The organism is Pseudomonas sp. NFX1 (assembly GCF_051123555.1).
Lineage (GTDB): Bacteria > Pseudomonadota > Gammaproteobacteria > Pseudomonadales > Pseudomonadaceae > Aquipseudomonas > Aquipseudomonas capeferrum.
In genome coordinates this window covers 1,349,136-1,371,870 of sequence record NZ_CP169366.1, presented here as the reverse complement: position 1 = coordinate 1,371,870, position 22,735 = coordinate 1,349,136, and the positions used below count along the sequence as shown (strand labels likewise).

Sequence of the window (22,735 nt, the reverse complement as noted above, 5' to 3'; positions counted from 1 at the left end):
CTCCTAAGCAAGGCTTTAGTGGTACTAAACGATGAGACGACAACTCAATGGCCAGATGTTCGTCTGGCTGCATGTGTTCTCCTGTGCGGCTCGGCATTTGTCATTTACCCGCTGCGCCGAAGAACTGCATATCACCCCGGGCGCCGTCAGCCAGCAGATGCGCCAGCTGGAGGAACGGTTGGGCTATCGCCTGTTCCTGCGGCGCGCGCGCGGCGTCGAGCTGAGCGCCGAAGGGCAACGCCTGGCCCAGACGGTGGCCGAGGCCTATGGCAGCATCGAGGCCGAGCTGCTGCGCCTGGACGCCGGTGAGATCCGCGGCACCTTGCGCCTGCGTTCTATTCCGTCATTTCTGGCCAAATGGCTGACGCCGCGTTTGCCGCGCTTTCAGCAGCGCTACCCGGACATCGAGTTGCGGCTGGTGGCCGAAGACAGCGCACAGGCGCTGCACCCGGGGGACTTCGACCTGGCCATCGACCTGAACGATGGCAGTTACCCGGGCATGCTGTCGACGCCGCTGCTGGACGAGCAGATCTTCCCGGTCTGCTCGCCCACGCTGCTGCGTGGCCGACCACCGCTGCACGGGCCGGCTGACCTTGCGCATTACCCCCTGCTGCATGACATCACCGCCTGGCGAGGGGCCTCGGAGTACGCTGAATGGGAGTTCTACCTGGAAGGTATCGGTGCGGGCGGCCTCGATGTACGGCGGGGGCATACCTTCAACCGCAACCACCTGACCATCGAGGCGGCGATTGCCGGGGTTGGCGTGGCAATCGCCCGGCGAACCCTGCTCAACGATGAACTGGAACGGGGGGCGCTGATCGTGCCGTTCGGGGTAGCGATCGCCAACCACAAACGCTATGTGGTGCATTACCCGCCCGGCGGGCTGACCCAGCCCGGCGCCCGCGCGGTGCATGATTGGCTGGTGGAAGAAGCTCGCGGGTTCAGGGAACTGCACCCGCTGGGGTGAGGGCCGATCAGCGTCGGGCTAGTAGGCCTGCTTGCCGGTAAAGGCATTGAGCGTGCGGACCAAAATGACAAAGTCGAGCCACAACGACCAATTGTTGATGTACTCGATGTCCGAGTCGACCCGCTGGATCATCTGCTCGATGTCTTTGGTTTCACCCCGGAAGCCCCTGACCTGCGCCAGGCCGGTCATGCCGGGTTTGATATTGTGCCGCGCAAAGTAGTCGACAATGTCTTGCGAATACAGCGTATCGTGCTGAAGTGCATGGGGGCGCGGCCCCACCAACGACATTTCGCCGGTCAATACATTGAACAACTGCGGCAACTCGTCCAGGCTGGTCTTGCGAATAAAGGCGCCCACCCGGGTGAGCCTAGGGTCATTCTTCTGAGCCTGTTTGACAACGCCATTTTCCGGTTGATGAACATGCATGCTACGGAACTTCCAGATGCGGAAGGATTCCCCCGTCCAGCCCATCCGTTCTTGCCTGAAGAAGACCGGGCCGCGACTGTCGATCTTGATCGCGATGGCCACCGCCAGCAGCACCGGTGAGGCACACAGTAAAATCAATGCGGCCAGCACCCGGTCTTCGAGGTTCTTCAGAAACAGACTCATGCCGGTCAAGGGTGTTTCCGACAAGGTCAAAACCGGAATACCGGCAATTTCCCGCACACTGTGGTTAATCAAGCGCAACGAGAAGATGTCCGGCACCCAGTTGACCGCAATGCACTTGTCGAGCAACTTCAAATACACATCGTTAATCACTTCGGAGCCACCCAGCGGGGTGACCAGGTACACCGTGCGAATGGCGTGCTTGGCGACAATCTCGTCAAGGTCGGTGACATGCCCGAGCACCGGCAGGCGCTGCTTTGCGTCGGCACTGCCCTGCTCAGCCGAATCATTGATCAGCACGCAACCCAGCACCCGCTCACCGAACCAGGGGTTGTTGCTGATCTTCTGGTGCAGGAAGTTGGCAAGGTCACCCGCCCCGATAATAAGCGCGTTGTCCAGGCGGGCGTGGGCGGTAAAGCGTTTTTGCAATTCACGCACCACCACATGTAAAAACAGCTGGGCAAAATAACCAAAAACAAACAACTGCACCACCAACAGCCGCGAGTACGTCTCGCTTTGTTTGGTAAGAAATGCCATGACCACCAGAAAACAAAAGGTTGCCGACCACGCCTTGAACAACCTGAACGCCTTGATCGACAAACCGACGTTGGTTCGATAAATTGCATAATGGTCGTAAATAACCGCCAGCGCACCAATTAACAACAGCAGCATGATCACATAATCAGAGGTAATGTGACCGAATTGATCATAGATCAAGTACCAGGCAACACCGGTTACTGCAATTCCATCTAGACCCGCTTGAATGGCGTTACTTACGCTGCTTCTTCGCTGAAGTAAGGAACGACTGCTTCTGGGTTCGAGAACCATTTCAGACCTCATTAATTTGAGCGTAGCAAGTGCCTTGCAGCTTACTCAATCAATCAATAACAGCCTTTAAAGTAGAATCCTGTATGCTGAATAATCTTCGCCGCCCCCCAAGGCCGCTTGCTATCACTGTAGCAGTCGCTCGCCCACCCGGCGGGCGGAATCCGCCCTGCCATGGATTTTGGCCATTTCAGACGGTTCGCCTGGCCGAATCGTCAGATACGCCTGGGCGTGTTACCGGCATCGAGCGTCTTTGCCTTGGTGCAGAACAGGGTTCGTAGAAGGAACGCCGGGTTACCCACCACGTAACGCATGAACAGGCGTTTAGGCTCCTTCACCAAACGGAAGATCCACTCCCCGCCCAACCAGCGAAGCCAGGCCGGGGCCCGGCTGACCTTGCCGCCAAGAAAGTCCAGAATTGCCCCACCGCAGACGATCAGGCACGGCCCGCCACTGGCAACCAGCCTTTGGGCAAGCGCTTCCTGCTTGGGCATCCCCATGCCCAGCACGATCAGCTCCGGCTGCGTTGCCCGGGCAAGTTCAAGGTAAGTGGCTACATCGGCAAAACCATCGTGGACCGACACCGGCACCAGGCCGAAGCGGGCCTCGCTGCACTGCACCGCCTGGCCCAGAAACGGCTCTCGGGTACCCCAGAATGCAACTCGCCGCCCCTTGAACGCCGCCATCAGCTTGGGGATGAGGTCTGTGCCATTCATGTTCAGCCCAGGGTCCAGCCCCAGGCGGCGATACAGAATCGCCATGCCGGCCCCATCACGCAGCAGCACATCGGCCGAACACAGCGCCTTGCAGTAATCCGCATTACCCGCCACCAGGTTCATGCCATGGGCATTGACGAAACCCAGTACCGTCGGCGCCTCGGGCCGGCACAGTGCCTCAAGCAGAAGTTGCGCTTGCGCAGGGTCTCTGACTACCCGCAGTTTGCCGATAATCGTTTTCCAGCGGCTTTGCCATTCGCTCATCAGCTGTCATCCCGTTTCGAGCGCACCCATTCAACCTGGCGTTTGATCAAGAAACCCAGATACAAAGGGATCTTTCTCGCGGCGTAGAAAGGGGCGTAAAGCAACACCGAAAACGGGATCAGTTCCCGAGAGAAACGCCACCACGCCAGCAGCACCGCCACACCCAGCATTGCCAAGGCCGCCGTGGCGATCCACGCCGGTGCCGTGATACCGAACAGCAGCGCGGCCAGCCAGCACACGCCTACCACCACTATCAAGGCCAGTACCAGCAACGCCAACGGCGGGACCATCAGGTCCAGGGCCATGGCCAGCAGCGGCCAATTGCGCCGCGCGAGCGCGCCCACCAGCAAGCTAGGCACTTGGGCCACGATCACCCCCAGGTGGCCATGCTCCCAGCGAGTACGCTGGCTGCTCAAGCCTTCCTGGCTAAGCGGGAACTCGCTAGTAACCTGCGCGGCAGGGCAAAACAGCGGTGGTTTGCCGGCCTGGCACAAATCCAGGCCCAGCTTCAAGTCTTCGACGAGGTGCCCATTGGCCAAATCGACCGCTGCCAGGTCCCGCCAGGAAAATGCCATGCCCGCACCCATCAGCTGACAAGGCCAGCCCAGGCGTGCCCACCCTCGCGGGCGCACCAGGTTCTTCACCCGCCAGGCAAATTCGGCAATCTGCACTTTCAGGCCCGCGCCGGCGGGCGCATGCATCAGGTAGAGCGCCTGCACAGGCCGCGCAGCTTCAAGGCAGCGGCGTGCCAGCAGGTCGATGGCGCCCTCACCCACCAGGCAGTCGGCGTCGACGATGATCACCACCTCTGGCGGGTCCTGCGCCAGATGCCGCACACCAAAGTCCAACGCATAGCCCTTGCCACGCAGTTGATCGTTGTGCCGCTCCACCACTTCAGCGCCCGCCCTGCGCGCCAACTGCGCGGTGTCGTCGCTGCAATTGTCCGCCACAACCAGCAAACGGTCATGCACCAGCATTTGCGGGCCGACGCTCGCCAGCGTCGAAGCAATGATCGACGCCTCGTTGTGCGCAGGCACCAGCACCGCCACGCGCGGGCGCCTGGCACTGGCCGCAGGGTGTGGCCGTGCAGGCAGGCAAGCCAGCAGCACCTGCGCGAACAACACCAACGATGGCAGCAGGATGGCAACCGCCACCAGGCCTAATAGCCACGCCAATAGGCTGATCATGCGCAGGCCTTGAAGTAGCTGGCCAACTTGGCGGCCTCGGTATCGATATCGTGGCGTTGCAGCACCCGCTCATACGCCGCCTCGCCCATGCGCTGCAACACGTCGGCGGGTTGCGCCAGGCAATCGGCCATTGCCGCAGCCAGCTCCTCCACCGTGCCCGCCGGGAACAACCAGCCATTCTCGCCCTGGCGAACCAGCTCGGGGATGCCCGCTACATAAGTCGTCAGCACCGGCCGGCGCAACGCCATGGCCTCCATGATGACCACCGGCAAGCCCTCGGCGAAGCTGGGCAACACCAAGGCACGGGCCGCCAGAATTTCGTCCCGCACCTGGGCGCCGCTGATCCAGCCGGTTATCCGCACCTGTGCCTGCAAGCCATGGCGGGCGACCAGGGCCTCGATCTGCCCGCGCATCTCGCCATCCCCTGCCAATACCAGCTCGAATGCAACGCCTTGGGCGGCCAACAGGCGGGCCGCCTCGATCAGCAACAGCTGGCCCTTCTGTTCGCACAGGCGCCCTACGCACACCAGGCGTGGCGCTGCAGGTGCGGCCACAGCGGCGACGGCATGAAACTCGCGCTCCAGGCCACAATGCACCACCTTCACTTTCCCCCAGTGCTCATGCGCCACCCAGCGGAACAACTGGCTGCGCCCGTAAGAACTGACTGCCGCGACAAACGCTGCGCGGCGCACCTTTTCGCCCACGTGCAGAAATTGCGGTTTATCGAATTCTTCCGGGCCGTGCACGGTAAAGCTGTAGCCAGGCCCGCCGAGTGCATGGGCCAGCATCACCACCTCGGTGGAGTTGGTGCCAAAGTGCGCGTGCACGTGCTTGGCGCCAAAGGCCTGCAACCAGAGCAAGACCTTGCACGCCTCTGCCAGGTACACCAGGTGATAAGGCCATGCCCGGTCTGCGCGCTGGCCCATGCGCAAGGCCAGCCACAGGGTGGCGAAGAAGCGCCTCGGCTCGGCGCGCAGTACCTGCAGCGTCGGTGCCAACAACCCCTTGACGCCTTCGTGCAGCACATAGCGGGTCTTGTCCCGCTCGGCAATGTCCTCGGCGTCCTGCAATTCGGCGTCCCAGCCCCGCAGGGCAATGCGCTGGATCTCCATGCCCTGGCGCTCCAGCGCCAGCATTTCGCGTCGAATGAAGCTATGGCTGACCTTCGGGTACTGGTTGATGAAGTAAGCAATGCGCATAGGAATCCAATTCAATGCCTGCGTAATGAACCCTGCCAGCGGCAACCCGTTACTTCAGGCTGTCGATCGCCGGCGGCGGCCCCCCTGCCGATGCACGTTCAAGCACATCCCCCTTCATCCCTTGTAGCCCATGGTTGTGCTCGCTGCCTGACAATGCAGCTTCAAGGCGGGCGAAAACGTCATCCAACAAGGCATGACGCCGGCGGTACATCGCCCGCTTCTTGGGCGCGATGTCGTCTGCCGCACGCTTGGCCGCGGCCAAAGGCAGACTGAAAAAGTCCTCGCGTTCTGAAGCTGTAGCGCCGTTTTCCTGCCAGATGACGTCGTAATGGGCGGCCAGGTCTTGCGCCTTGTCGGCGCCAAAATAGGGATGACGATGGTGGCGGTGCGCATCGCCGACGGCGTAGATGCGCACTACCCCCAGTGCTCTGGCCATGCACTTGAAGGCTTCCAGCAGAAAACTTCTGGGGCGCAGGCCTTCGAAGTCCTTGGTCAGGTCCCTGTAGATGTTCAACGACGTTTCGCTGTCGATGCCCTTGTGAATGCCCTGGACGGCGCCAATGAACAGGCACAACTCACCGTGCTGGCGGCACAGGGTGAACGCCAGTGACGCTACGCGCAGATCGCCCTGGAACAGGTTGAGCACCAGCTCACCTTCACGCTTGAACCAGATGGGCCGGTCCAGCATCAGGGCGCACCCTGTCGAATAGGCCGACAGGTCACACAGGGTCAGGCTGTCGTCCCGGCCCAGCAGCAACAGTTTCGGAAACTGCCTGGCCACCTCTTCGAAGTGCGACGCCACCACCCCCAGGCGCTCCTGCGCCTGCCAATTCTTGCTGATGTAGGGCCACTGCACGACGCCGATGCAATCCACCCCAAGCCTTGCAAAGCGGTCATCACCCAGCGCAGCCGACATGCGCTGCATGAACGCCTTCAGGGCGGGCCACTGCCTGGCGATCTCTACCGTCAACTTGGCTTTGTTGTTCAAGGCCCGCAGCGAGTAGCCGGGTTGCAGGGTGAGCACACTTTTCACTATCGATCTGGCAATCATAGGGCTCTCATTTGTACTCGATCAACGCGGCCTTGCCGGCAGCGAACCGGTTCAACAGGAACTTTACCTGCCCAAGCATTTCAGGGAATTTGCCAATCACCAGGAACACCGCCTGCAACCAGTTCTCGCGCCTCGATTTGCCACCGCGACGCGCCAGGCGCGCGGCCTGCAGCGGGTAGATCAGCAACAGCAGCAGCGCCCAGCCACCCATCAGGCCACCGGCAAGCACTGTCGCCAGCGGGATACCCAAGCCCCACAGCCAGGCGCGGCGAGACTCGCGCAACCAGTGGTGCTCTGGCGCACGCCCATGCAAAAAAGCACCTTCGGCATAGGCATGGCCGGCCCGCAAACTGCGTCGCCACCACTGGCTGAAATGGGTCATGGCCGCATCGTGCAAGGTCATTTCAGCGGCCAGCCGCCAGATCTTCCAACCCTTGGCGCGCAAGCGCACGCACAACTCTGGCTCTTCGCCGGCAATCAGGTCCGGGCGGAACCCGCCCACTTGGGTGAACGCGTCGACACGCATCAATGCATCGCCACCACAGGCCTTGGCTTCACCGATGGGCGTGTCCCATTCCAGGTCGCACAGCCAGTTGTAAATCGAGCGCTGGGGGAACCGTTCGCGGCGACGCCCGCACACCACCGCCACCTCAGGGTGCGCCTGCAGAAATGCCTGTGCGCTGGCCAACCAGCCTGGGTCCACCTCGCAATCACCGTCGACAAACTGCACGTAGCGCATCGATGGCAACAGCCGTTGCAGGCAAGCGAAGCCCTCGTTACGCGCCCGGGCTGCGGTGAACGGGCGGGCCATGTCGAGCGCCAGCACGTGCACGCCCAAGGCCTGCGCCATGGCCACGGAGCCGTCGCTGGAGCCTGAGTCGACGTACACCACCTGCTCCGCGCCGTGCGCCAATGAGCGCAGGCAGCGCTCCAGGCGCAGCCCCTCATTGCGGCCGATCACCACCACGCCGATACCTGTCTCCATGGGCCTCACTCGACCGGGCACGCCGCAGCTTCAGTTGGTTTTCGACGCTTGACGGTCGCGGGTACACCGACTGCCAGTGAGTCGTCGGGCACATCGATCAGCACCACAGCGTTGGAGCCAATGGTCACGTTGTTGCCGATGCGGATATTGCCCAGCACCTTGGCCCCTGCGCCGATATCGACGTTGTTGCCAAACACCGGCGCAATCGGCTCGTTGACGTTCTTCAGGCCCACCACCACACCGTTGCGAATACGGCAGTCATCGCCGAACCGGGCGTAGCCACTGATGACGATGCCGCCAAAATGGTCGATGACGAAGTTGCGGCCGATCACCACCTCGCAGGGCAATTCCACCCCGGTGATGATCTGCACGAACTTGAACAGGATCTTGTAGAGGATGGAGAACAGTTTGCGCAGCAGGGCCGGGCGCACACCATAGCGCCAGCGCCCAAAGCGATACACCAGCAGCACCCAGAACCCCTGGGCGCCCCAATCACCACCGTGTGCACGCAAGTCCGCGCGGATATTCTCGAACATGGCTTCACCTACCGTGTGGGTTGGGTTGCGAACCGGGTCTTGAACAACAGCGACCAAGTGGTCTGGCAATGCCGCCAGCAGGCCCGTATCGCAGCGCGGCCCCTTCCCTTCAACAGCGCCTTGAGCGCCAGTACGAGGTCCCCTATGCACACCAGCAGCATGTGCAGTGCCAGCCCGGTAACACCGTGGTGTTTGCGAAAGTACAGCAGCTCACTTTCGATCTGGTAACTGGAGATCTGCCGGCTGGCCGCCTCCAGTTCGCTGACTGACTTGGAGCTTTCGCCGCCGATGTGCACCACCGTGGTATGGGGATAGAACACTACCTTCCAGCCCGCCTCCTTGACCCGCTTGCAGTGGTCAACTTCCTCGTAGTACAGAAAGTAGCGCGGGTCGAACAGGCCGACCTGGTCCAGCACTTCTCGACGGACCAGGTAGAAGCAACCGGGCAGCCAGTCGCACTCCCGTACCGAGCCATGGTCCCAGCTCATCTCGTCGACCATTTTCAAGCCGGGGAAAAAGCGCCCCAGCCCGGTACGGCCGACAAACACGTTCAGTGGCGTCGGGAAGTAGCGGCAACTGGGTTGCAGGTCACCCTCGCGGCCTTCCAGGCGCACACCCAGCACACCGCACTCAGGGTGGTTGTCCATGTACTCGATGGTTTTGGCCAGGGAGTCGGCCGCCACGAAGGCATCGGTGTTGAGCAGCAGCGCGTACTTGCCCTGCAGGTGCGCAAGCAACTGGTTGTTGGCACGGCCAAAACCGACGTTCTTCTTGTTGCTCAGCAACAGCGCCTCGGGGCACACCTTGGCCATGCGCTCTACAGAGTCATCGACCGAGGCATTGTCGACAACCAGGTAACTGGCGAGCTTTTCGCTATCGGCCTGGCGCAGCGCATCGAACATGGGCTGCAGCAAGGACGCGGTATTGAAATTGACCACCATGACATCGACGGGTTTTCTATCCATTGCTACCGTCCCCGAAGAAGTACTGCCGCCGTTGCGCAGCAAGGGCCGGCTCGACCGCTGGGTCGAAGGCACCTTTGCGCTGTTTGACCATTTCGATCCAGGGGTAGCTTTCGCAGCGATCCTCGACCCTTTTGATCAGGGCCTCGGTGGTGCAGATGAACTTGGCCGGGTTGCCGCCGACCACGGTGCCGGGCAGCACGTCTTTGGTGACCACCGCACCGGCAGCCACGATCGAGTCGGGCCCGATGGTCACGCGGGGCATGACGATTGCGCCATGGCCGATGAAGCAGTTGTCCTTGATGTCGATGTAGCCGACAGAATCGAGGTGTTTGCCGTAGCAGAGCTCGATCAGCGCGACCACGCCATCGTGCCCGATCAGGGTGCAATCCGAGAGCCCGACGTTATTGCCAATGCGCACCAGCGCAGGGTCGGTGACGTTGCACCCAGGGTTGATGTGAAAGTTGTTGCCTACCGAATGAAACTTGCCCCAGCGGGCCAGGTAGTTGCCCCACTCCCGTCCTGTAGGGTTACAGAACTTTTTGTATGTCGAGCCTCCACGCCCTGTGGAATTGACATAATACGTCAGTGCACTCCGTAGCCATCCATTCATTCTGCAAGCCTCGCAATCAAAGCGAATCTGGACTGTCCCTGAGGCGAATTCGGTCTCGTTCTTCTTGGTGCTGACCGCATCGCACTCAACCCATTTACAACGTGCGTTACACCGTGGCACCCGTAGCCGATTTCAATTTTTCATTGAGGTGGTCCGCCAGCCGCACGGCAAATTGCAACAACGGCATGGTCGGGTTGGAAGCGCCGCCCTTGGCGAAGATACTGCTTCCCGCGATGTAGAGGTTCTGGGTGCCGAAGACTTTGCAGTCGGCATCGACCACACCGAACTCGGGTGAAGCGGCCATGCGCGTGGTGCCCATATGGTGGGCATGCGGCGCCATCTTCAGCGGCACCGACGTGTCATACACAAAGTCATTGAGCTTGACGTAGCCAAGGTCCATGTCGGCGAACTGCTTGGCCAGTTCAGTACCAATGCACTTGATGGTGTGCCGGTCGGTGTCGCTCAACGCCCAATTGACGTTGACCTTGGCCACCCCCAGTTGATCCTTTTCATCCAGCAGCGATATGCGGCTTTGCCGGTTGGGGAACTGCTCGATCATCGTGCCGATCACGCCGTCGCCGGGGCAGCTGAACTTGGCGAAAAATTCGATTTTGCTGGCAACGCCCATGTCACAGGCGAGGTTCTCCAGAAAGTGTTTGACCTCGGCCGTGCGGCCATAGGTCTGTACATCCGAGAGCAGTGCGGCGGTCACATTGCCTTTACCTGCCTGGTACTCGGCGACAAAGGCATCGGTGGTGTAGTACTGGCGCATCTCCTTGTCCTGGTCCGACTTCAGGATGAAGGTCCCCATGTCGATATTCAGGTGTTCCATGAAGCAACACCCGGTCAGCCCTTGCTTGTCGACGATACCGGCGGCCAGCAGGGTTTCACTGTTGAGCAATTGCCGCGCATTCTCGATGGCGCCGGTCGCCAGGATGAAGTGCCTGGCCTGCACGCGCTGACGATGGCGGTCGTAGTCAGACACCACCGCCGCCATCACCTGGCCCGAGGCTTTGTCGAATTCAAGATCGACGCAGTTGCAATTGATGAATACATCCAGCCCCGCAGTCTCATTCAGCGCTGTTGCGTACTTCTGTGCAAAGCGCGTCGGCGGGCTGAGCAGGAAGCGGTCAGGCTCGAAGTCGCCGCCACTGAGCCCGGTGTTCATCGCATGAAACGCCGAGCCTGACGGCAGGTCGACGATCGCCATGGCCGCCGCCAGATAACCCTCGATTTCCGAATACGGGATGGGCCAGCCGGGCAAGTCACCAGGCGGTGCAATGGCGAAATCCGAAGGGGTAAAAGGCCGGCAGCGCCCCGCCCAGTGATTGGACGTGCCGCCCAGATAACGCAGGCGTGTTTCCTCGGCGTACAACTCAAGGCCAGTCGACGTGCACTGGTACAGCCCTTGCGAATGCGGCGAATACTCGTGCCCGCCCCCTTCGGCCAGCATCACGTTCCAGCCGGCAGCCGCCAACCGCAGCGCCAGGGTAATGCCTGCGGGGCCAGCCCCGATGATGCAAAAATCGTAGCCGTCACGCAGCGTTTTCTGCTGCTGATAGTCCTTGATCATGCTTGCTCGTTCCGGAAGTACTGCGACGGCAACACCCAGCCATTGATCACCACGAAGCCGGTATTTTCGACGGGTTTGCGTGCAACGTCTGCGCCCACGCCAAACACGGCGCCGCCAACGCCCAGCAAGACACAGCTCTGAAGAAAGCCCCTACGACCCAAAAGCGCAGTACACAACGTAAGCTTCCCCATGATCCCGACCTATCTCGATGAAGTGTTCAAAATCAGTCACTCGACCGCCCCGACGTTGAAACATCGCTCGCCAGACGGCGGCGTTACAGCCAGTTGAACAAGCGGGTCGCCAGCAGACCGCAGAGCACGCCCACCGCCAGCATCGGCAAGACCACCAGCTCGCGCTTGATGCTGAAGATATCGAGCTTGCAGTTGACGTAGACAATCAGCAGCAGCGTCGGGAAGGTATGCAGGGCAACCCCCCAGATTGCATAGTCCACCCCGCCAATGGCCAGCAGCAGTGGCAACAACCCCCATAACGAGACTAGCCGGATGATGTTGTCCATGGCCTGGTACTTGGTCAGGCCCAGGGCAATCCATATCTGGTGTGCCAAGGTATAGCGCAATGTGAAGAAGGACAGCGACAGAATGGCAAGGATCGTGCCTGCCTCGGTGTAACGCGCGTCGTACATCCAGCCGATCAGCAACGGGCTGGCGGTCAGGAACACCCCGCAGGCAAACAGCATGGCCAGGTCGACCAGCAACCTGAAACGGTAGTACAGGGCCTTCAGGCGCTCTTTGTCACCTTCCCGGGCGGCTTCGCTGAAGGCCGGCAGCGCCACCGAACCCACCAGTTTCAGCAACCCGGTCTGCACAGACCCGAGGATCAGCACGGCAATGGAATACACACCCAGTTGCCCCGCCGTCATGCTGGCGCCAAACCAGATGCGGTCGCCGTACATGGCCAACACCCCCACCATCGACGACAGCAGGATCCAGCGGCCAAACACGATCAGCTCGGTCAGTGCGCTACGGTCCCAGCGCAAGTGGTTGTTCGGCCCTTGCAGGGCCGTGTGGCCCAGTACAGTACCCGCCAGGGCACTGACCAGGCCCGCGACCACCAGTGACCAGATCGACCGCGTGAAGTAGCCGATCACCAGCATGGCGATCAAACCGACCACTTGCGAGGCAAGGTCTACCAGCACCACGCGCTTTTGTTGGAAAGTTCGTACAGCGACATCTATCTTGGTGGATTGGAAGCCCCAGATGATTGCCGAAAGGCCAGTCACCGCCAACACCATCGGCAGCTCCGGCGCCGCATAAGTGGAGTCCGCCGGCCACAGGTTGGCAAGCTGCGCGAACCAGGACGCGGCGGCCAGCAGCAAGGTCAGGGCAAACAGCACGAAACCGCGGATGATCTGTACGGTCCAGGCGGTATTGAGAAATTCTGGGTCGTCACCCCGGTGGCTCTGGATGATGTTCTGGCGCAAGCCGACATCGGAGAGCAAGTGCAAAAGCACCGAAACCGTGGTGGCAATGACCATCACACCGAACATTTCCGGCAATAGCAAACGGGCCATGATCAGGTTGCCGCCCAGGCGCATGACCTGTGACGCCACCAGCGATACCAGGTTCCATGACCCGGCCTTCAGTGCGCGGTTGCGCAGGCTCGCTGAGGCTGACACATCAATCGACGGCATGACTTCAATCTCTGACTGATTCGCTAAAAGTCACTATAGTTTCAATTAGCCATGATGCTAGCCGTTGCTTACCGAGGGATAGGTGCCTTAGCCAATGCCTGAACATTTTCGTGCACTTGTCGTCATTCTGTTTCTGGCAGGCGTCGTTTTCGTCATGGCGCGCCGCCCGGCGACAGATCTCATCCCCTACAGCGACTTCAAGCGCCGACGCAACCTATGGTTCGTCCTGACGCTGGTGGCCTTCGCCTCCCACAGTTTCTGGGTGTACGTGGCTGCGGCCGCGATAATCCTGTATATCGCCGGGCGGCGCGAACGCAATGCCATGGCGCTGTTTTTCATGTTGCTGTTCCTGATTCCGCCTGCGTCGGTGCAGATACCCGGGTTTGGCGTGGTCAACTACCTGGTCGACCTCAACCACGTTCGGCTGCTGACGCTGTGCGTGTTGCTGCCCGCCGCGCTGGCCTTGAGCAGGCAAAGCGACACCCTGCGCTTCGGCCGCACCTGGCCGGACAAGCTGCTGGCGGCAAGCCTGGTGTTGATGAGTGTGCTGTACCTGCGTGAAACCACCCTCACCGACACCTTGCGCCAGGCACTGTACCTGTACATCGATGTGTTCCTGCCGTACTACGTCGCCAGCCGTGGGCTCAAGGAAATCAGTGACTTCAAGGACGCCATGCTGGCGTTCGTGCTGGCCTCCTTCGTCCTGGCACTGATCGGCGTCACCGAGTTCGTCCGCCACTGGCTGCTGTACAACGCCCTGATCGATGCCATGGGCGTGCAGTGGAGCATGTCCGGCTACCTGAGCCGCGGTGGCTCGCTGCGCGCCAGCGCCACCACCGGCCAGGCGATTGCGCTGGGTTACGTGATGAGCGTGGCCATCGGCCTGTACCTGTTCGTGCAGGGTTACGTACGCAGCCAGCTGCAGCGGGTACTCGGCGCGCTGCTGCTGGCCGCCGGGCTCTTCGCCCCCCTGTCCCGCGGCCCCTGGATCGGCGCCGTGGTCATCGTCGTGGTGTTCATTGCCCTGGGCAAAGGCGCGGTCAAGCGCCTGACCGTGCTCGCCCTCGCCGGCGTACTGGCGCTGCCGCTGCTGACGGTGCTGCCCGGGGGCGACAAGGTGCTGGACCTGTTGCCCTTCATCGGCAATATCGAGAAAGAGAACATTACCTACCGGGAACGGTTGATCGACAACGCCTGGATCGTCATCCAGCGCAACCCGCTGTTCGGCTCGTTCGACTTCCGTAACACCCCGGAAATGCAATCGATGATTCAGGGTGAAGGTATCATCGACATCGTCAACACCTACGTCAGCCTGGCGCTGCGGGTCGGGCTGGTCGGGCTCGCGCTGTTCGTGGCGTTCTTCGTCACCGTGCTGCTGGGCATCCGCAAGGCCATGCGCGCATTCCCCGACAAGGATGACGAGCAACGGCAACTGGGCCGGGCTTTGCTGGCGACCCTGGTGGGCATTCTGGTGATCATTTTCACCGTCAGCAGCATCACCATCATCCCCACGGTGTACTGGTCGATCGCCGGGCTTGGGGTGGCCTACATACAAAGGGTGCGCAGGCTCCGTGCCAGCCAGGCCAGCGACCTTGCCGATGCACGACTTCAACCCAGGTGATGCCAATGACCGCTTTTTCTCTGCACCGCTTCGTGCGGGCTTCGCTGTTCGCTGGCCTGGCCATGGTGTCGCAGGCTGGCTGGGCATCAGGCTGGGTCGTCAGCGTCGAAGAACAGAACGGCCTGCCCACCGTGACCCGGGGTGGCGGCCCCGTGATGAAAGCAAAGTTCGATTTCTGGGCGGCTGACTGGAGCTGGACCGGCTTTTACACCGCCCTGAAGGTCAATGCGCCCTTCAGCTACACCCTGCAAGGCAAGAACAAGGAGCTGGACTTCGACCTGGCAGCGGATATCCGCAAGGAGCAGGCGCAAACCCTGACCTGGGCGTTCGACCTGACCGCACACAGCAGGCAGAGCGACGTGATGGGCGGCGGCATCGTGTTCCAGTTCGACCCTGCCGTGGTCGCTGGGGAAATGGGCGAGCCGGTGCTGCTACCCGGCAACCGCGGCTGGTCATGGGGCAAGGATGCGCAAGGCAGGCGCATCGAGATGCGCTTCGAGCCGGCGTTGGCTAAGGTGTACTTCGAGCAGGGCAACACCTCCGAAATTCGCGCGTTTTTCTACAAAGACCCCATCAGCGCTGGCCAGCAGCAGATCAAGGCCACGTTGAACGTGACCGGCGATATCGAGCTTGGCCCCACCCCAACCGAACGCTTTGGCCTGGCCGACCCCACACAATGGCCGGACGACCAGCTCGACTGGCAAACCTCGCCGGTCGACCTGTCCTTTCTCAATGCGCCAGAGAAACCGGCAGGCAAGCGCGGTTTTGTGAAAGCCTCTGGCGAGCAACTGGTGTTCGAGGACAACACGCCCGTACGCTTCTGGGGCACCAACCTGTCCGCGTACTCGCTGTTCAAGACGCCGGACGAGGAAATCACCAAACAGGCCAAGCGCCTGTCGGCACTGGGCTTCAACCTCGTGCGGCTGCACCACCATGACTCGCCGTGGGTCAGCCCGAACGTGTTTGGCGACGGCACCCTGATTCGCGATACCCAGCAGCTCAATGCCGAATCACTGCGCAAGATCGACCTGTGGGTCAAAAGCCTCAAGGACGAAGGCATCTACGTATGGCTCGACATGCACGTACAGCGCGCCCTCACCGCCAATGACAACATCTATGCCTTCGACGAACTGGCCAAGGGCGAGAGCCGGGTCGACCTCAAGGGCTATGCCTATGTGAACCTGAGCATTCAACAGGCGATGAAGCGCTTTACCGAGCAGTACATGACCCATGTGAACCCTTATACCGGGCTTGCCTACAAGGACGACCCGGCAATTGCTGCGGTATTGATCACCAACGAGAACGACATCACCCAGCACTACGGCAACGCCCTGATGCCGGACAAGCGCGTGCCCAAGCACAGCCAGCTCTACATGGACGAAGCCAAAGCCTTCGCCAAGCGCCATGACCTGTCTGCAGACCGTACCTGGCGTGCCTGGGAGCATGGCCCGTCGAAACTGTTCCTGAACGACCTGGAACGGCGCTTCGATGTCGACATGATCGCGCACCTGCACAGCCTGGGGGTCAAGGTACCCATTGCCACCACCAGCACCTGGGGTGGCAACGGCCTGAGCGCGCTGCCGGCGCTTACCGCTGGCGATGTGATCGACGCACACAGCTACGGCGCCATCGGCCAGCTCGAAAAGAACCCGCTGACCAGCGACGGGATGATCAACTGGATAGCCGCAGCCCAGGTGGTCGGTTTGCCCCTGACGGTCACCGAGTGGAACGCCGAACCCTTCCCCCTGCCCGACCGCCATTCACTGCCCCTGTATGTGGCAGGCACCGCCAGCCACCAGGGCTGGGACGCCATGATGCAATACGCCTACAGCCAGCAGGCCTTCAACAGCGGCTGGCGCACGGCAGACAATTGGCACGCCTACAACGACCCGGCGATGCTGGCCACCCTGCCCGCCGCTGCCCTGCTCTATCGCCGCGCCGATGTACGGCAAGCCACCACCCGCTACGTTTTCGCGCCAACACCGGCCACCTTGTTCGACCAGGACATCACTCCGCGCAACGCGCTGGCCCTGCGTACCGCCATGGAAAAAGGCAGGCTGCAGATTGCCATGCCCCAGACGCCGGAGTTGCCGTGGCTGAAACCCAGCGTCATCCCTGCCGACGCACAGGTGCTGCGCGACCCTGGGCAGTCACTGCTGGACGCCGATGCCAGTGAGGCGGTGACCGATACCGGGGAGCTCAAACGCAACTGGCAACAAGGCCTCTACACCATCGACACGCCCCTCACCCAGGCCGCGACGGGCTGGCTTGGCGGGCGAACGGTCAACCTTGGGCAAATCGCGGTACAGGCAAAAACACCGTATGCCAGCGTCGTCGTGCAAAGCCTGGATGCGAAACCGCTCGGTCAGTCGCGCAGCCTGCTGATCTCGCTGGGCACCCGGGCCGTGCCCAAGGCCGATGACAAGACGCCGTTCAATGTCGAGCCCTTCGAAGGCACGTTGTCGATCAAGGCTGCAGCTGGCTTGAAACTGTTCTCGCGCGACGCCCAGGCACAGCTGAAGGAACTGCCAGCGGCCTACCAGGACGGGCGATACAGCATCACCTTCGATGGCCAGTACATGTCCAACTGGCTGTTCTTGAAATAGGGCATTTGGCCATCTACAGTCTCTGAAGACCTGTAGCTGATACTCCCGCCGGTTCGATTCAGGGACGACTCACTGCGTCGGTACAACAGCAGCGTCCAGGAGGCACGGATGAAGTTACTGGTTGTCGGTGGCGCAGGGTATATCGGCTCGCACATGGTCAAGCACTTGCTGGCCGCAGGCCACGAAGTGGTGGTGGCGGACCTGGCCTCGCCTGGCCCTGGGGTGCAATGGGCCGAACTGGACATTGCCAATGAGCGCGCGCTGGATGCGCTGTTCGCCGAGTGCCAGTTTGATGCGGTGTTCCACTTCGCCTCGTTCATTCAGGTGGGTGAGTCTGTCAGCGCCCCTGGCAAGTACTATCAGAACAACGTAGCGGCTACCCTGACATTGCTGCAGGCCATGGTGAATGCGGGTATCAAGCGCTTGGTGTTCTCCTCCAGCGCTGCCGTGTACGGCAACCCCCACTACGTGCCCATCGACGAAGCGCATGGCAAGGCGCCGATCAACCCTTACGGCCTCAGCAAATGGATGGTCGAGCAGATCCTTGAGGATTTCGACCGCGCCTACGGGCTGAAGTCGGTTTGCCTGCGTTACTTCAACGCTGCGGGGGCTGACCCTGACGGCCAGTTGGGCGAACGCCATGAGCCGGAAACCCACTTGATACCGCTGATTCTCCAGGCGGCCTCCGGCCGACGTGATGCGGTGACGGTGTTTGGTCGTGACTACGACACTGCAGATGGCACCTGCATTCGTGACTATGTCCATGTCGCCGACTTGGCATCGGCCCACGCGCTGGCGGTGGACTACCTGGTGGCAGGCGGCGCCAGCACGGCATTCAACCTGGGTAATGGGTTGGGCTTTTCAGTGCAGCAGGTGATTGATACCGCCCGTGCAGTCACAGGCCGGCAGATCCATACACTCGATGCGCCACGCCGCGCTGGCGACCCGCCCAGGTTGGTGGCGGATGCCAGCAAGGCAATGCAGGTGCTGGGGTGGCAGCCTGCGTATGCGTCGCTTGAACAGATTGTGGCGCATGCCTGGCGGTGGGAGCTGCAGTACCCCTGGCATTGAGAGCTGCTTGCTCAATTCCCTGGGGCCGCTTCGCGGCCCGTTCGCGACGCAAGGCCGCTCCTACAGACCGCAGGGTCTCAGTAGTACGTGCGGGGTTTTTCATCCGCCTTGTTCAACACGGTGCCAATCAGGTTGACCGCCGCCAGATGGTGCAGACACTCCTCGATCTCCTGCTTGCTGTTCATACCGTTGGCCACCACCAGCAGCACGCAGTCGAACTTGGACATCACCGTGATCGCATCGTCCGAGCTCAACAGCGGCGGCAGGTCGAAGATGCAGATCCGCGACTCATAGCGGTTGCGCAAGTCACCGATCAGGTTGCTCACCCGGGGCGAGGACAGCACTTCGGTAGACAGCGGAATAGGCACCCGTGTCGGCAACACCACAAAGCGGGGCAACGTCGGGTTGACCAACACTTCTTCCAGCCCGGCTTCGTCAGCCAACAATTCGTTGAGCGCCTTGTCCATCGGCAAACCCAGGCTGCTGCCGACCTTGGGCCGACGCAAATCGAAGTCCACCAGCAGCGCCGTCTTGGTCGTGTGGTGGGCAATGCTCATGGCCAGGTTGATGGCCAGGACTGTCTTGCCTGCTTCGGGCGTTGGCGAGGTGATGGCCAAGGTACGCCAGCCGTTTTCCTCCATGGCCTTCAGCACCTGCGTGCGCAACAGGTCAATGGGCCCATTCATGTTCGAGTTCTTGTTGTAAGCGACAATCCGATTACGCTCAAGGTGCTCCGCACGCAACGGCACCACCTTGGTCTGCACATAATCGAACTGCCCAGGCACCTCGGGTTGTTCCGCCCCGTGGGCGGTTTGCGGTGCCTGGGTGGCACCTGGAGAAACTTGATGAATATTATTGCCAACTACCGGCTTGATCCTGTCCATCACTGCTTTCCCTATTCAAACCGCGCCATAGCCTTGAACAGCAACACATCCAACGGCATGTAGAACATGTGCACCAGCACTACCAGCATAGCAATCAGCACAAGCCCCGCGATGATCAGCAGGTTGCGCCAGCGCCGGCGCTTGGCCAGTTCCGCCTGGGTGGTGATGAACGGCACCGTGACCAGCACGCGCTTGCCCAGCACGCTTTCCAGCGCACCGACGCCACGCACCCGTTGATTGAGGATTTCCAGCAGCATCACCAACGCGCCGCCACCTGCCGGTGCCAACACCAAGCCCAGGGCAGCGATTTTCTTGCGGTTGGGCTTGATTGGTTTCTCGGGCAGCAGTGGTGGTTCGAGCAGCACGAAGCGCTCTGCCTTGTTTTCCTGCTCCAAGCTTTCGGTAATTTTCGCGCCCATCTCCTTGGCGCGGATTTCCTCGTACTTCTTGCGGGCGTTGTCGTGGTCACGCATCAAGGTCACCAGGCCACGCTCGACTTGCGGGGCTTCGAGAATCTCTGCCTCGTAGCCTTCCATCTTCTTCACCAGCTCACGCTTTTGCTCGGCCAACGAACTGATGCGCTCCTGGGCGGCGCCGATCCTTGCACGGACGCGGGCCACGTCAAGGCTCACCGAAGACGCAGCCTTGCTGTTACCGCCACTGGCTTCGAGCGCCTGGATCTTGCGTTTTACCGCCACCACATCCGGGTGCGCTTCTTTGTACCGGCTCAGCAGCCGGGTGTACTCGGCCTTGAGGCTGGGCAGGTCCTGCGGCAGGTCGGCACTGGCCGGCCGCGTACCGTCGGCCTTGGTGGTCAGCCCGGCATTGGCTGCGGACAATTCAAGTTCAAGGTAACGCAGCTCTTCCTGCGCCGTCTTGTAGTCGCGGTCGACCTCCCTGAACTCAAGCTCGGAGCGCGACAACATGCTCATGCGCAGCGATTGGTGCTCGGGCAAGGCATTGGCATGGGCTTGCTTGAAGTCTGCCAACTGGTTCTCCAGGCTGGCGAGCTCGGCGCCAAGCTTGTTCGCTTCCTGGGTCAGGAACTCAGTGGTTTCGTTCGCCCGCTCGGTGCGCTGCTTGAGGTTTTCATTGAGAAACAGCGTGACCAGTTCGCTGGCCACTTCCTTGGCGACTTCCGGTTTCTTGTGTTCGAACGACACGGTGAAGGCGACCGTGGCCTCACCGCGCCCTCTGACGAAGGTACTGAGCGAGGCGACCACGATGGCATTGCGCATCTGGTCGATCTTGTCGCTCTCGCTGAGCTGCTTGCCCTTGTCGGCGAACAGGCTGTACTTGTCGATGATCCGCAGCAGGTTCTCGCGGGTCATGACCCGCTGGCGGATGACCTCGATGCGCTCATCGGCAAAGCTGTTGTTGTTCGCCGAGACCAGCTCCGGCGAAATCTGCTGCGACTCCACCAGAATGGTACCGGTGGACTGATAGATAGGCGGCACACTCACCGCCACCACCACGGTGGCGGCAAGAATGACTACGACACTGATCCCCAATAACAGGGCCCGATCCTTGATTATGGCGATGTAATCTTTGAGGGAGAGCTCGTAGTCAGACTTCATAAAGGCCACCAGGCTGAAGTTCAGAGGTCGGGGTACCTATACGTCAACGTCAAACCAACAATCGTAGCGGTCGCATCGGGTGCATCATCCTGGCGCCGTTCCTTGTACATCAACGATAGGCGCAGATCCCAAAAAGGCGAAAATTCCCGGCTGGCCCAAACGCTGTAGGTTTGCAGGGTGTTGGGCGTTTGCCCCTTGCTGTCTTGCCATGACGCATCGGCCCCGACACGGGTCAGTTCGTTGACTGCATAACTGTAGATACCGCGCACCATGTCGAGCTGGGCAAAGCCACCCTCGGCACTGGCGACCGTGCTGCGTTCGGCGCTGAAACTGGCATCGGAGCGCACCCCGGTATACAGCAGCGAAGCACCGCCCTCACCCCGCCGACCGCCCTCGGACCCGGACACCTTGTTGACCCCCAGGTGCGCATCCGCACTCAGGCGTTCGGAAAACTGATACTTGACCCCGACCGCAGGCGTGTAGCTGTTGGAGGCCGTGGCAGTAAGGTCTTCCTCGGGCTCATAACGCCTTGCGCCAAAGCGCGTATACAGGTCGGCCCGCTCACTCCAGGCGTAGGTCCAGGTGAATACGTTGCCCAGTTCGTTGTAGCCGGTCAGGGTGTCGATGTCATAACGGGCACGGGTGTACTTGGTTTCGTTGGACAACGTGCTGCGCTCGGTGATGGCGCTGCTCCAGTTGCCTGCCAGCGAATACAGCTTTTGCGTGCCATCGGTCGTCACCACACCGGTGTCCTGCACGGTGCCAGACAACGTGGAGCTTTCGTTGTACAGGGCCACCAGGCCAAAACGCCCTTTCTCGGTGTCTCGCTGCCAGCCCAAGCTCACGTTGGGGTCTTCGCGGTCGTCGACGATATCGGTGTCGGACGAGCGCAACACCTGCATGCCAAGACCCAAGCGCAACTCGTCGCGGTCGAAGGTACCGACCAGGGTGTAGTCGGGCGCGATGATCGTGCGCGTCACCCCCTTTTCTTCAGACGACAGCAACAAGGGGTTGCTGTCGTATTCGACCGAAGTCGGCACCACCACCGAGGACTGCCAATTTGCTGCCTGGACCGCGTCCGTAAACGGCAAGACCAAGATTGCCGTTGCAATGCTAGTTGTTCTTAGAAGAGGCATTAAGTGTTCTTATTAAGGCAAGATCAAGGAACGACCAGCGTATCGCCAGCCTGAAGTTGGATGTTGGTGGACATGTCGCGCCCGGAAACCAGGTCCTTATATCGCACGGGCAGAATCTGTTGTCTGCCCTTGTCGACACGGACCACCTTGATGGCGCTTTCGTCAGCGAATTTGTCCAAACCGCCCGACATGCTCAAGGCCTGCAGTACAGCCGTTGGGCCCGCCATTTGCACGGGCCCTGGCTTGATCACCTTGCCCTGCACATAGACCAGGTTGCCGGCGATGCTCTTGACGACAACGCTGACGTTCGGGTCGGGGAGGAATTTTTCGAGTTTGGCAGCGACCTGTTTTTCGACCGCCGTGACATCGAGGCCGGCGACATCGATTCGCCCGGCCAAGGGGAAGGTGATACTGCCATCGGGAAGCACGGTGGCCTCCTGGCGCAGGCTCTCCTCTTGCCAGACTGACACCATCACCACGTCGCCAGGGCTGAGCAGGTAACTTGCGTTATTTTCGAGGGCGTTGCCGGTACCGGACCACAGCATCAGCACGCAAAAAGCGGAACACAATGAACGTACCATGAGGGTCCCTCCGGCCTATTGGCCCGACAAAGAGCACTGAATGAGAACGGCACACAAACTCTCGCTCCACTTCGCAACCGTACCACCTGCTGCGACGGCCTCAACCATCCTGGAGGCCCTGTAA

At 61.1% G+C, this 22,735-nt stretch carries 19 protein-coding genes; 4 read left to right on the top strand and 15 right to left on the bottom strand.

Going from position 1 to position 22,735, the window contains the following annotated elements:
* The first annotated feature begins 31 nt into the window (after positions 1–31).
* Positions 32–967 (top strand): LysR substrate-binding domain-containing protein, encoded by a 936-nt coding sequence (locus tag DJ563_RS06045; RefSeq protein ID WP_274098003.1) that lies wholly within the window; start codon positions 32–34, stop codon positions 965–967.
* Positions 968–985: 18 nt separating this feature from the next.
* Here DJ563_RS06045 and DJ563_RS06040 read toward each other — a convergent pair whose 3' ends face one another.
* The 11 genes from DJ563_RS06040 to DJ563_RS05990 form a co-directional block, all read right to left on the bottom strand.
* Entirely contained in the window at positions 986–2,401 is a 1,416-nt protein-coding gene (locus DJ563_RS06040; protein ID WP_033697665.1) for an undecaprenyl-phosphate glucose phosphotransferase, read from the bottom strand.
* Between the two features lie 212 nt (positions 2,402–2,613).
* On the bottom strand, positions 2,614–3,378 hold the full coding sequence (locus tag DJ563_RS06035; RefSeq protein WP_434519034.1) for a WecB/TagA/CpsF family glycosyltransferase: 765 nt from the start codon (positions 3,376–3,378) through the stop codon (positions 2,614–2,616).
* Positions 3,378–4,565: a glycosyltransferase family 2 protein gene (locus tag DJ563_RS06030; RefSeq protein WP_434519033.1), complete on the bottom strand. Its 1,188-nt coding sequence runs from the start codon at positions 4,563–4,565 to the stop codon at positions 3,378–3,380. The genes DJ563_RS06035 and DJ563_RS06030 overlap by 1 nt, the downstream gene beginning before the upstream one ends.
* Positions 4,562–5,764: a glycosyltransferase family 4 protein gene (locus DJ563_RS06025; RefSeq protein ID WP_434519032.1), complete on the bottom strand. Its 1,203-nt coding sequence runs from the start codon at positions 5,762–5,764 to the stop codon at positions 4,562–4,564. The genes DJ563_RS06030 and DJ563_RS06025 overlap by 4 nt, the downstream gene beginning before the upstream one ends.
* A gap of 49 nt (positions 5,765–5,813) precedes the next feature.
* Positions 5,814–6,815, bottom strand: coding sequence for a VirK/YbjX family protein (locus DJ563_RS06020; protein WP_434519031.1), 1,002 nt, complete (start codon positions 6,813–6,815; stop codon positions 5,814–5,816).
* Positions 6,816–6,822: 7 nt separating this feature from the next.
* Positions 6,823–7,800 carry a glycosyltransferase family 2 protein gene (locus DJ563_RS06015; protein WP_434519030.1) on the bottom strand — a complete coding sequence of 326 codons (978 nt, stop codon included), beginning with the start codon at positions 7,798–7,800 and terminating at the stop codon, positions 6,823–6,825.
* A 5-nt stretch (positions 7,801–7,805) separates the two neighbouring features.
* Positions 7,806–8,336 (bottom strand): serine O-acetyltransferase, encoded by a 531-nt coding sequence (locus tag DJ563_RS06010; protein ID WP_274097997.1) that lies wholly within the window; start codon positions 8,334–8,336, stop codon positions 7,806–7,808.
* A gap of 8 nt (positions 8,337–8,344) precedes the next feature.
* Entirely contained in the window at positions 8,345–9,301 is a 957-nt protein-coding gene (locus tag DJ563_RS06005) for a glycosyltransferase family 2 protein (protein ID WP_274097996.1), read from the bottom strand.
* Entirely contained in the window at positions 9,294–9,911 is a 618-nt protein-coding gene (locus tag DJ563_RS06000; protein WP_033697657.1) for an acyltransferase, read from the bottom strand. Before DJ563_RS06000 ends, DJ563_RS06005 begins: the two co-directional genes overlap by 8 nt.
* 106 nt (positions 9,912–10,017) lie before the next feature.
* Positions 10,018–11,484, bottom strand: coding sequence for an FAD-dependent oxidoreductase (locus tag DJ563_RS05995; RefSeq protein WP_434519029.1), 1,467 nt, complete (start codon positions 11,482–11,484; stop codon positions 10,018–10,020).
* A gap of 274 nt (positions 11,485–11,758) precedes the next feature.
* Positions 11,759–13,135 (bottom strand): oligosaccharide flippase family protein, encoded by a 1,377-nt coding sequence (locus DJ563_RS05990; RefSeq protein ID WP_434519028.1) that lies wholly within the window; start codon positions 13,133–13,135, stop codon positions 11,759–11,761.
* Between the two features lie 94 nt (positions 13,136–13,229).
* Here DJ563_RS05990 and DJ563_RS05985 point away from each other — a divergent pair, with 94 nt between their 5' ends.
* The 3 genes from DJ563_RS05985 (at position 13,230) to galE (ending at position 18,433) form a co-directional block, all read left to right on the top strand.
* Positions 13,230–14,756, top strand: coding sequence for an O-antigen ligase family protein (locus DJ563_RS05985; RefSeq protein WP_434519027.1), 1,527 nt, complete (start codon positions 13,230–13,232; stop codon positions 14,754–14,756).
* A 5-nt stretch (positions 14,757–14,761) separates the two neighbouring features.
* Positions 14,762–17,362, top strand: coding sequence for a cellulase family glycosylhydrolase (locus DJ563_RS05980; RefSeq protein ID WP_434519026.1), 2,601 nt, complete (start codon positions 14,762–14,764; stop codon positions 17,360–17,362).
* A gap of 108 nt (positions 17,363–17,470) precedes the next feature.
* On the top strand, positions 17,471–18,433 hold the full coding sequence (gene galE, locus DJ563_RS05975) for a UDP-glucose 4-epimerase GalE (protein ID WP_274097991.1): 963 nt from the start codon (positions 17,471–17,473) through the stop codon (positions 18,431–18,433).
* A gap of 77 nt (positions 18,434–18,510) precedes the next feature.
* On the opposite strand, the gene DJ563_RS05970 is transcribed toward galE, so the two are convergent.
* Genes DJ563_RS05970 through DJ563_RS05955 form a run of 4 tightly spaced genes read right to left on the bottom strand, consistent with a single transcriptional unit; the run spans position 18,511 to position 22,611 of the window.
* Entirely contained in the window at positions 18,511–19,317 is an 807-nt protein-coding gene (locus DJ563_RS05970; RefSeq protein ID WP_274097990.1) for a CpsD/CapB family tyrosine-protein kinase, read from the bottom strand.
* Between the two features lie 11 nt (positions 19,318–19,328).
* Positions 19,329–20,894: a GumC family protein gene (locus DJ563_RS05965; RefSeq protein WP_274097989.1), complete on the bottom strand. Its 1,566-nt coding sequence runs from the start codon at positions 20,892–20,894 to the stop codon at positions 19,329–19,331.
* Between the two features lie 20 nt (positions 20,895–20,914).
* Positions 20,915–22,030, bottom strand: coding sequence for a hypothetical protein (locus DJ563_RS05960; RefSeq protein WP_274097988.1), 1,116 nt, complete (start codon positions 22,028–22,030; stop codon positions 20,915–20,917).
* Between the two features lie 23 nt (positions 22,031–22,053).
* Complete coding sequence (locus DJ563_RS05955) at positions 22,054–22,611, bottom strand: polysaccharide biosynthesis/export family protein (RefSeq protein WP_033697637.1); 558 nt, start codon at positions 22,609–22,611, stop codon at positions 22,054–22,056.
* Positions 22,612–22,735: the final 124 nt, after the last annotated feature.

What these genes read in the sequence shown, in the direction of transcription:
- DJ563_RS06045 (WP_274098003.1), top strand. Translation starts at nt 32, where the DNA reads ATGAGACGACAACTCAATGGCCAGATGTTCGTCTGGCTGCATGTGTTC.
- DJ563_RS06040 (WP_033697665.1), bottom strand. Translation starts at nt 2,401, where the DNA reads ATGGTTCTCGAACCCAGAAGCAGTCGTTCCTTACTTCAGCGAAGAAGC.
- DJ563_RS06035 (WP_434519034.1), bottom strand. Translation starts at nt 3,378, where the DNA reads ATGAGCGAATGGCAAAGCCGCTGGAAAACGATTATCGGCAAACTGCGG.
- DJ563_RS06030 (WP_434519033.1), bottom strand. Translation starts at nt 4,565, where the DNA reads ATGATCAGCCTATTGGCGTGGCTATTAGGCCTGGTGGCGGTTGCCATC.
- DJ563_RS06025 (WP_434519032.1), bottom strand. Translation starts at nt 5,764, where the DNA reads ATGCGCATTGCTTACTTCATCAACCAGTACCCGAAGGTCAGCCATAGC.
- DJ563_RS06020 (WP_434519031.1), bottom strand. Translation starts at nt 6,815, where the DNA reads ATGATTGCCAGATCGATAGTGAAAAGTGTGCTCACCCTGCAACCCGGC.
- DJ563_RS06015 (WP_434519030.1), bottom strand. Translation starts at nt 7,800, where the DNA reads ATGGAGACAGGTATCGGCGTGGTGGTGATCGGCCGCAATGAGGGGCTG.
- DJ563_RS06010 (WP_274097997.1), bottom strand. Translation starts at nt 8,336, where the DNA reads ATGTTCGAGAATATCCGCGCGGACTTGCGTGCACACGGTGGTGATTGG.
- DJ563_RS06005 (WP_274097996.1), bottom strand. Translation starts at nt 9,301, where the DNA reads ATGGATAGAAAACCCGTCGATGTCATGGTGGTCAATTTCAATACCGCG.
- DJ563_RS06000 (WP_033697657.1), bottom strand. Translation starts at nt 9,911, where the DNA reads ATGAATGGATGGCTACGGAGTGCACTGACGTATTATGTCAATTCCACA.
- DJ563_RS05995 (WP_434519029.1), bottom strand. Translation starts at nt 11,484, where the DNA reads ATGATCAAGGACTATCAGCAGCAGAAAACGCTGCGTGACGGCTACGAT.
- DJ563_RS05990 (WP_434519028.1), bottom strand. Translation starts at nt 13,135, where the DNA reads ATGCCGTCGATTGATGTGTCAGCCTCAGCGAGCCTGCGCAACCGCGCA.
- DJ563_RS05985 (WP_434519027.1), top strand. Translation starts at nt 13,230, where the DNA reads ATGCCTGAACATTTTCGTGCACTTGTCGTCATTCTGTTTCTGGCAGGC.
- DJ563_RS05980 (WP_434519026.1), top strand. Translation starts at nt 14,762, where the DNA reads ATGACCGCTTTTTCTCTGCACCGCTTCGTGCGGGCTTCGCTGTTCGCT.
- galE (WP_274097991.1), top strand. Translation starts at nt 17,471, where the DNA reads ATGAAGTTACTGGTTGTCGGTGGCGCAGGGTATATCGGCTCGCACATG.
- DJ563_RS05970 (WP_274097990.1), bottom strand. Translation starts at nt 19,317, where the DNA reads ATGGACAGGATCAAGCCGGTAGTTGGCAATAATATTCATCAAGTTTCT.
- DJ563_RS05965 (WP_274097989.1), bottom strand. Translation starts at nt 20,894, where the DNA reads ATGAAGTCTGACTACGAGCTCTCCCTCAAAGATTACATCGCCATAATC.
- DJ563_RS05960 (WP_274097988.1), bottom strand. Translation starts at nt 22,030, where the DNA reads ATGCCTCTTCTAAGAACAACTAGCATTGCAACGGCAATCTTGGTCTTG.
- DJ563_RS05955 (WP_033697637.1), bottom strand. Translation starts at nt 22,611, where the DNA reads ATGGTACGTTCATTGTGTTCCGCTTTTTGCGTGCTGATGCTGTGGTCC.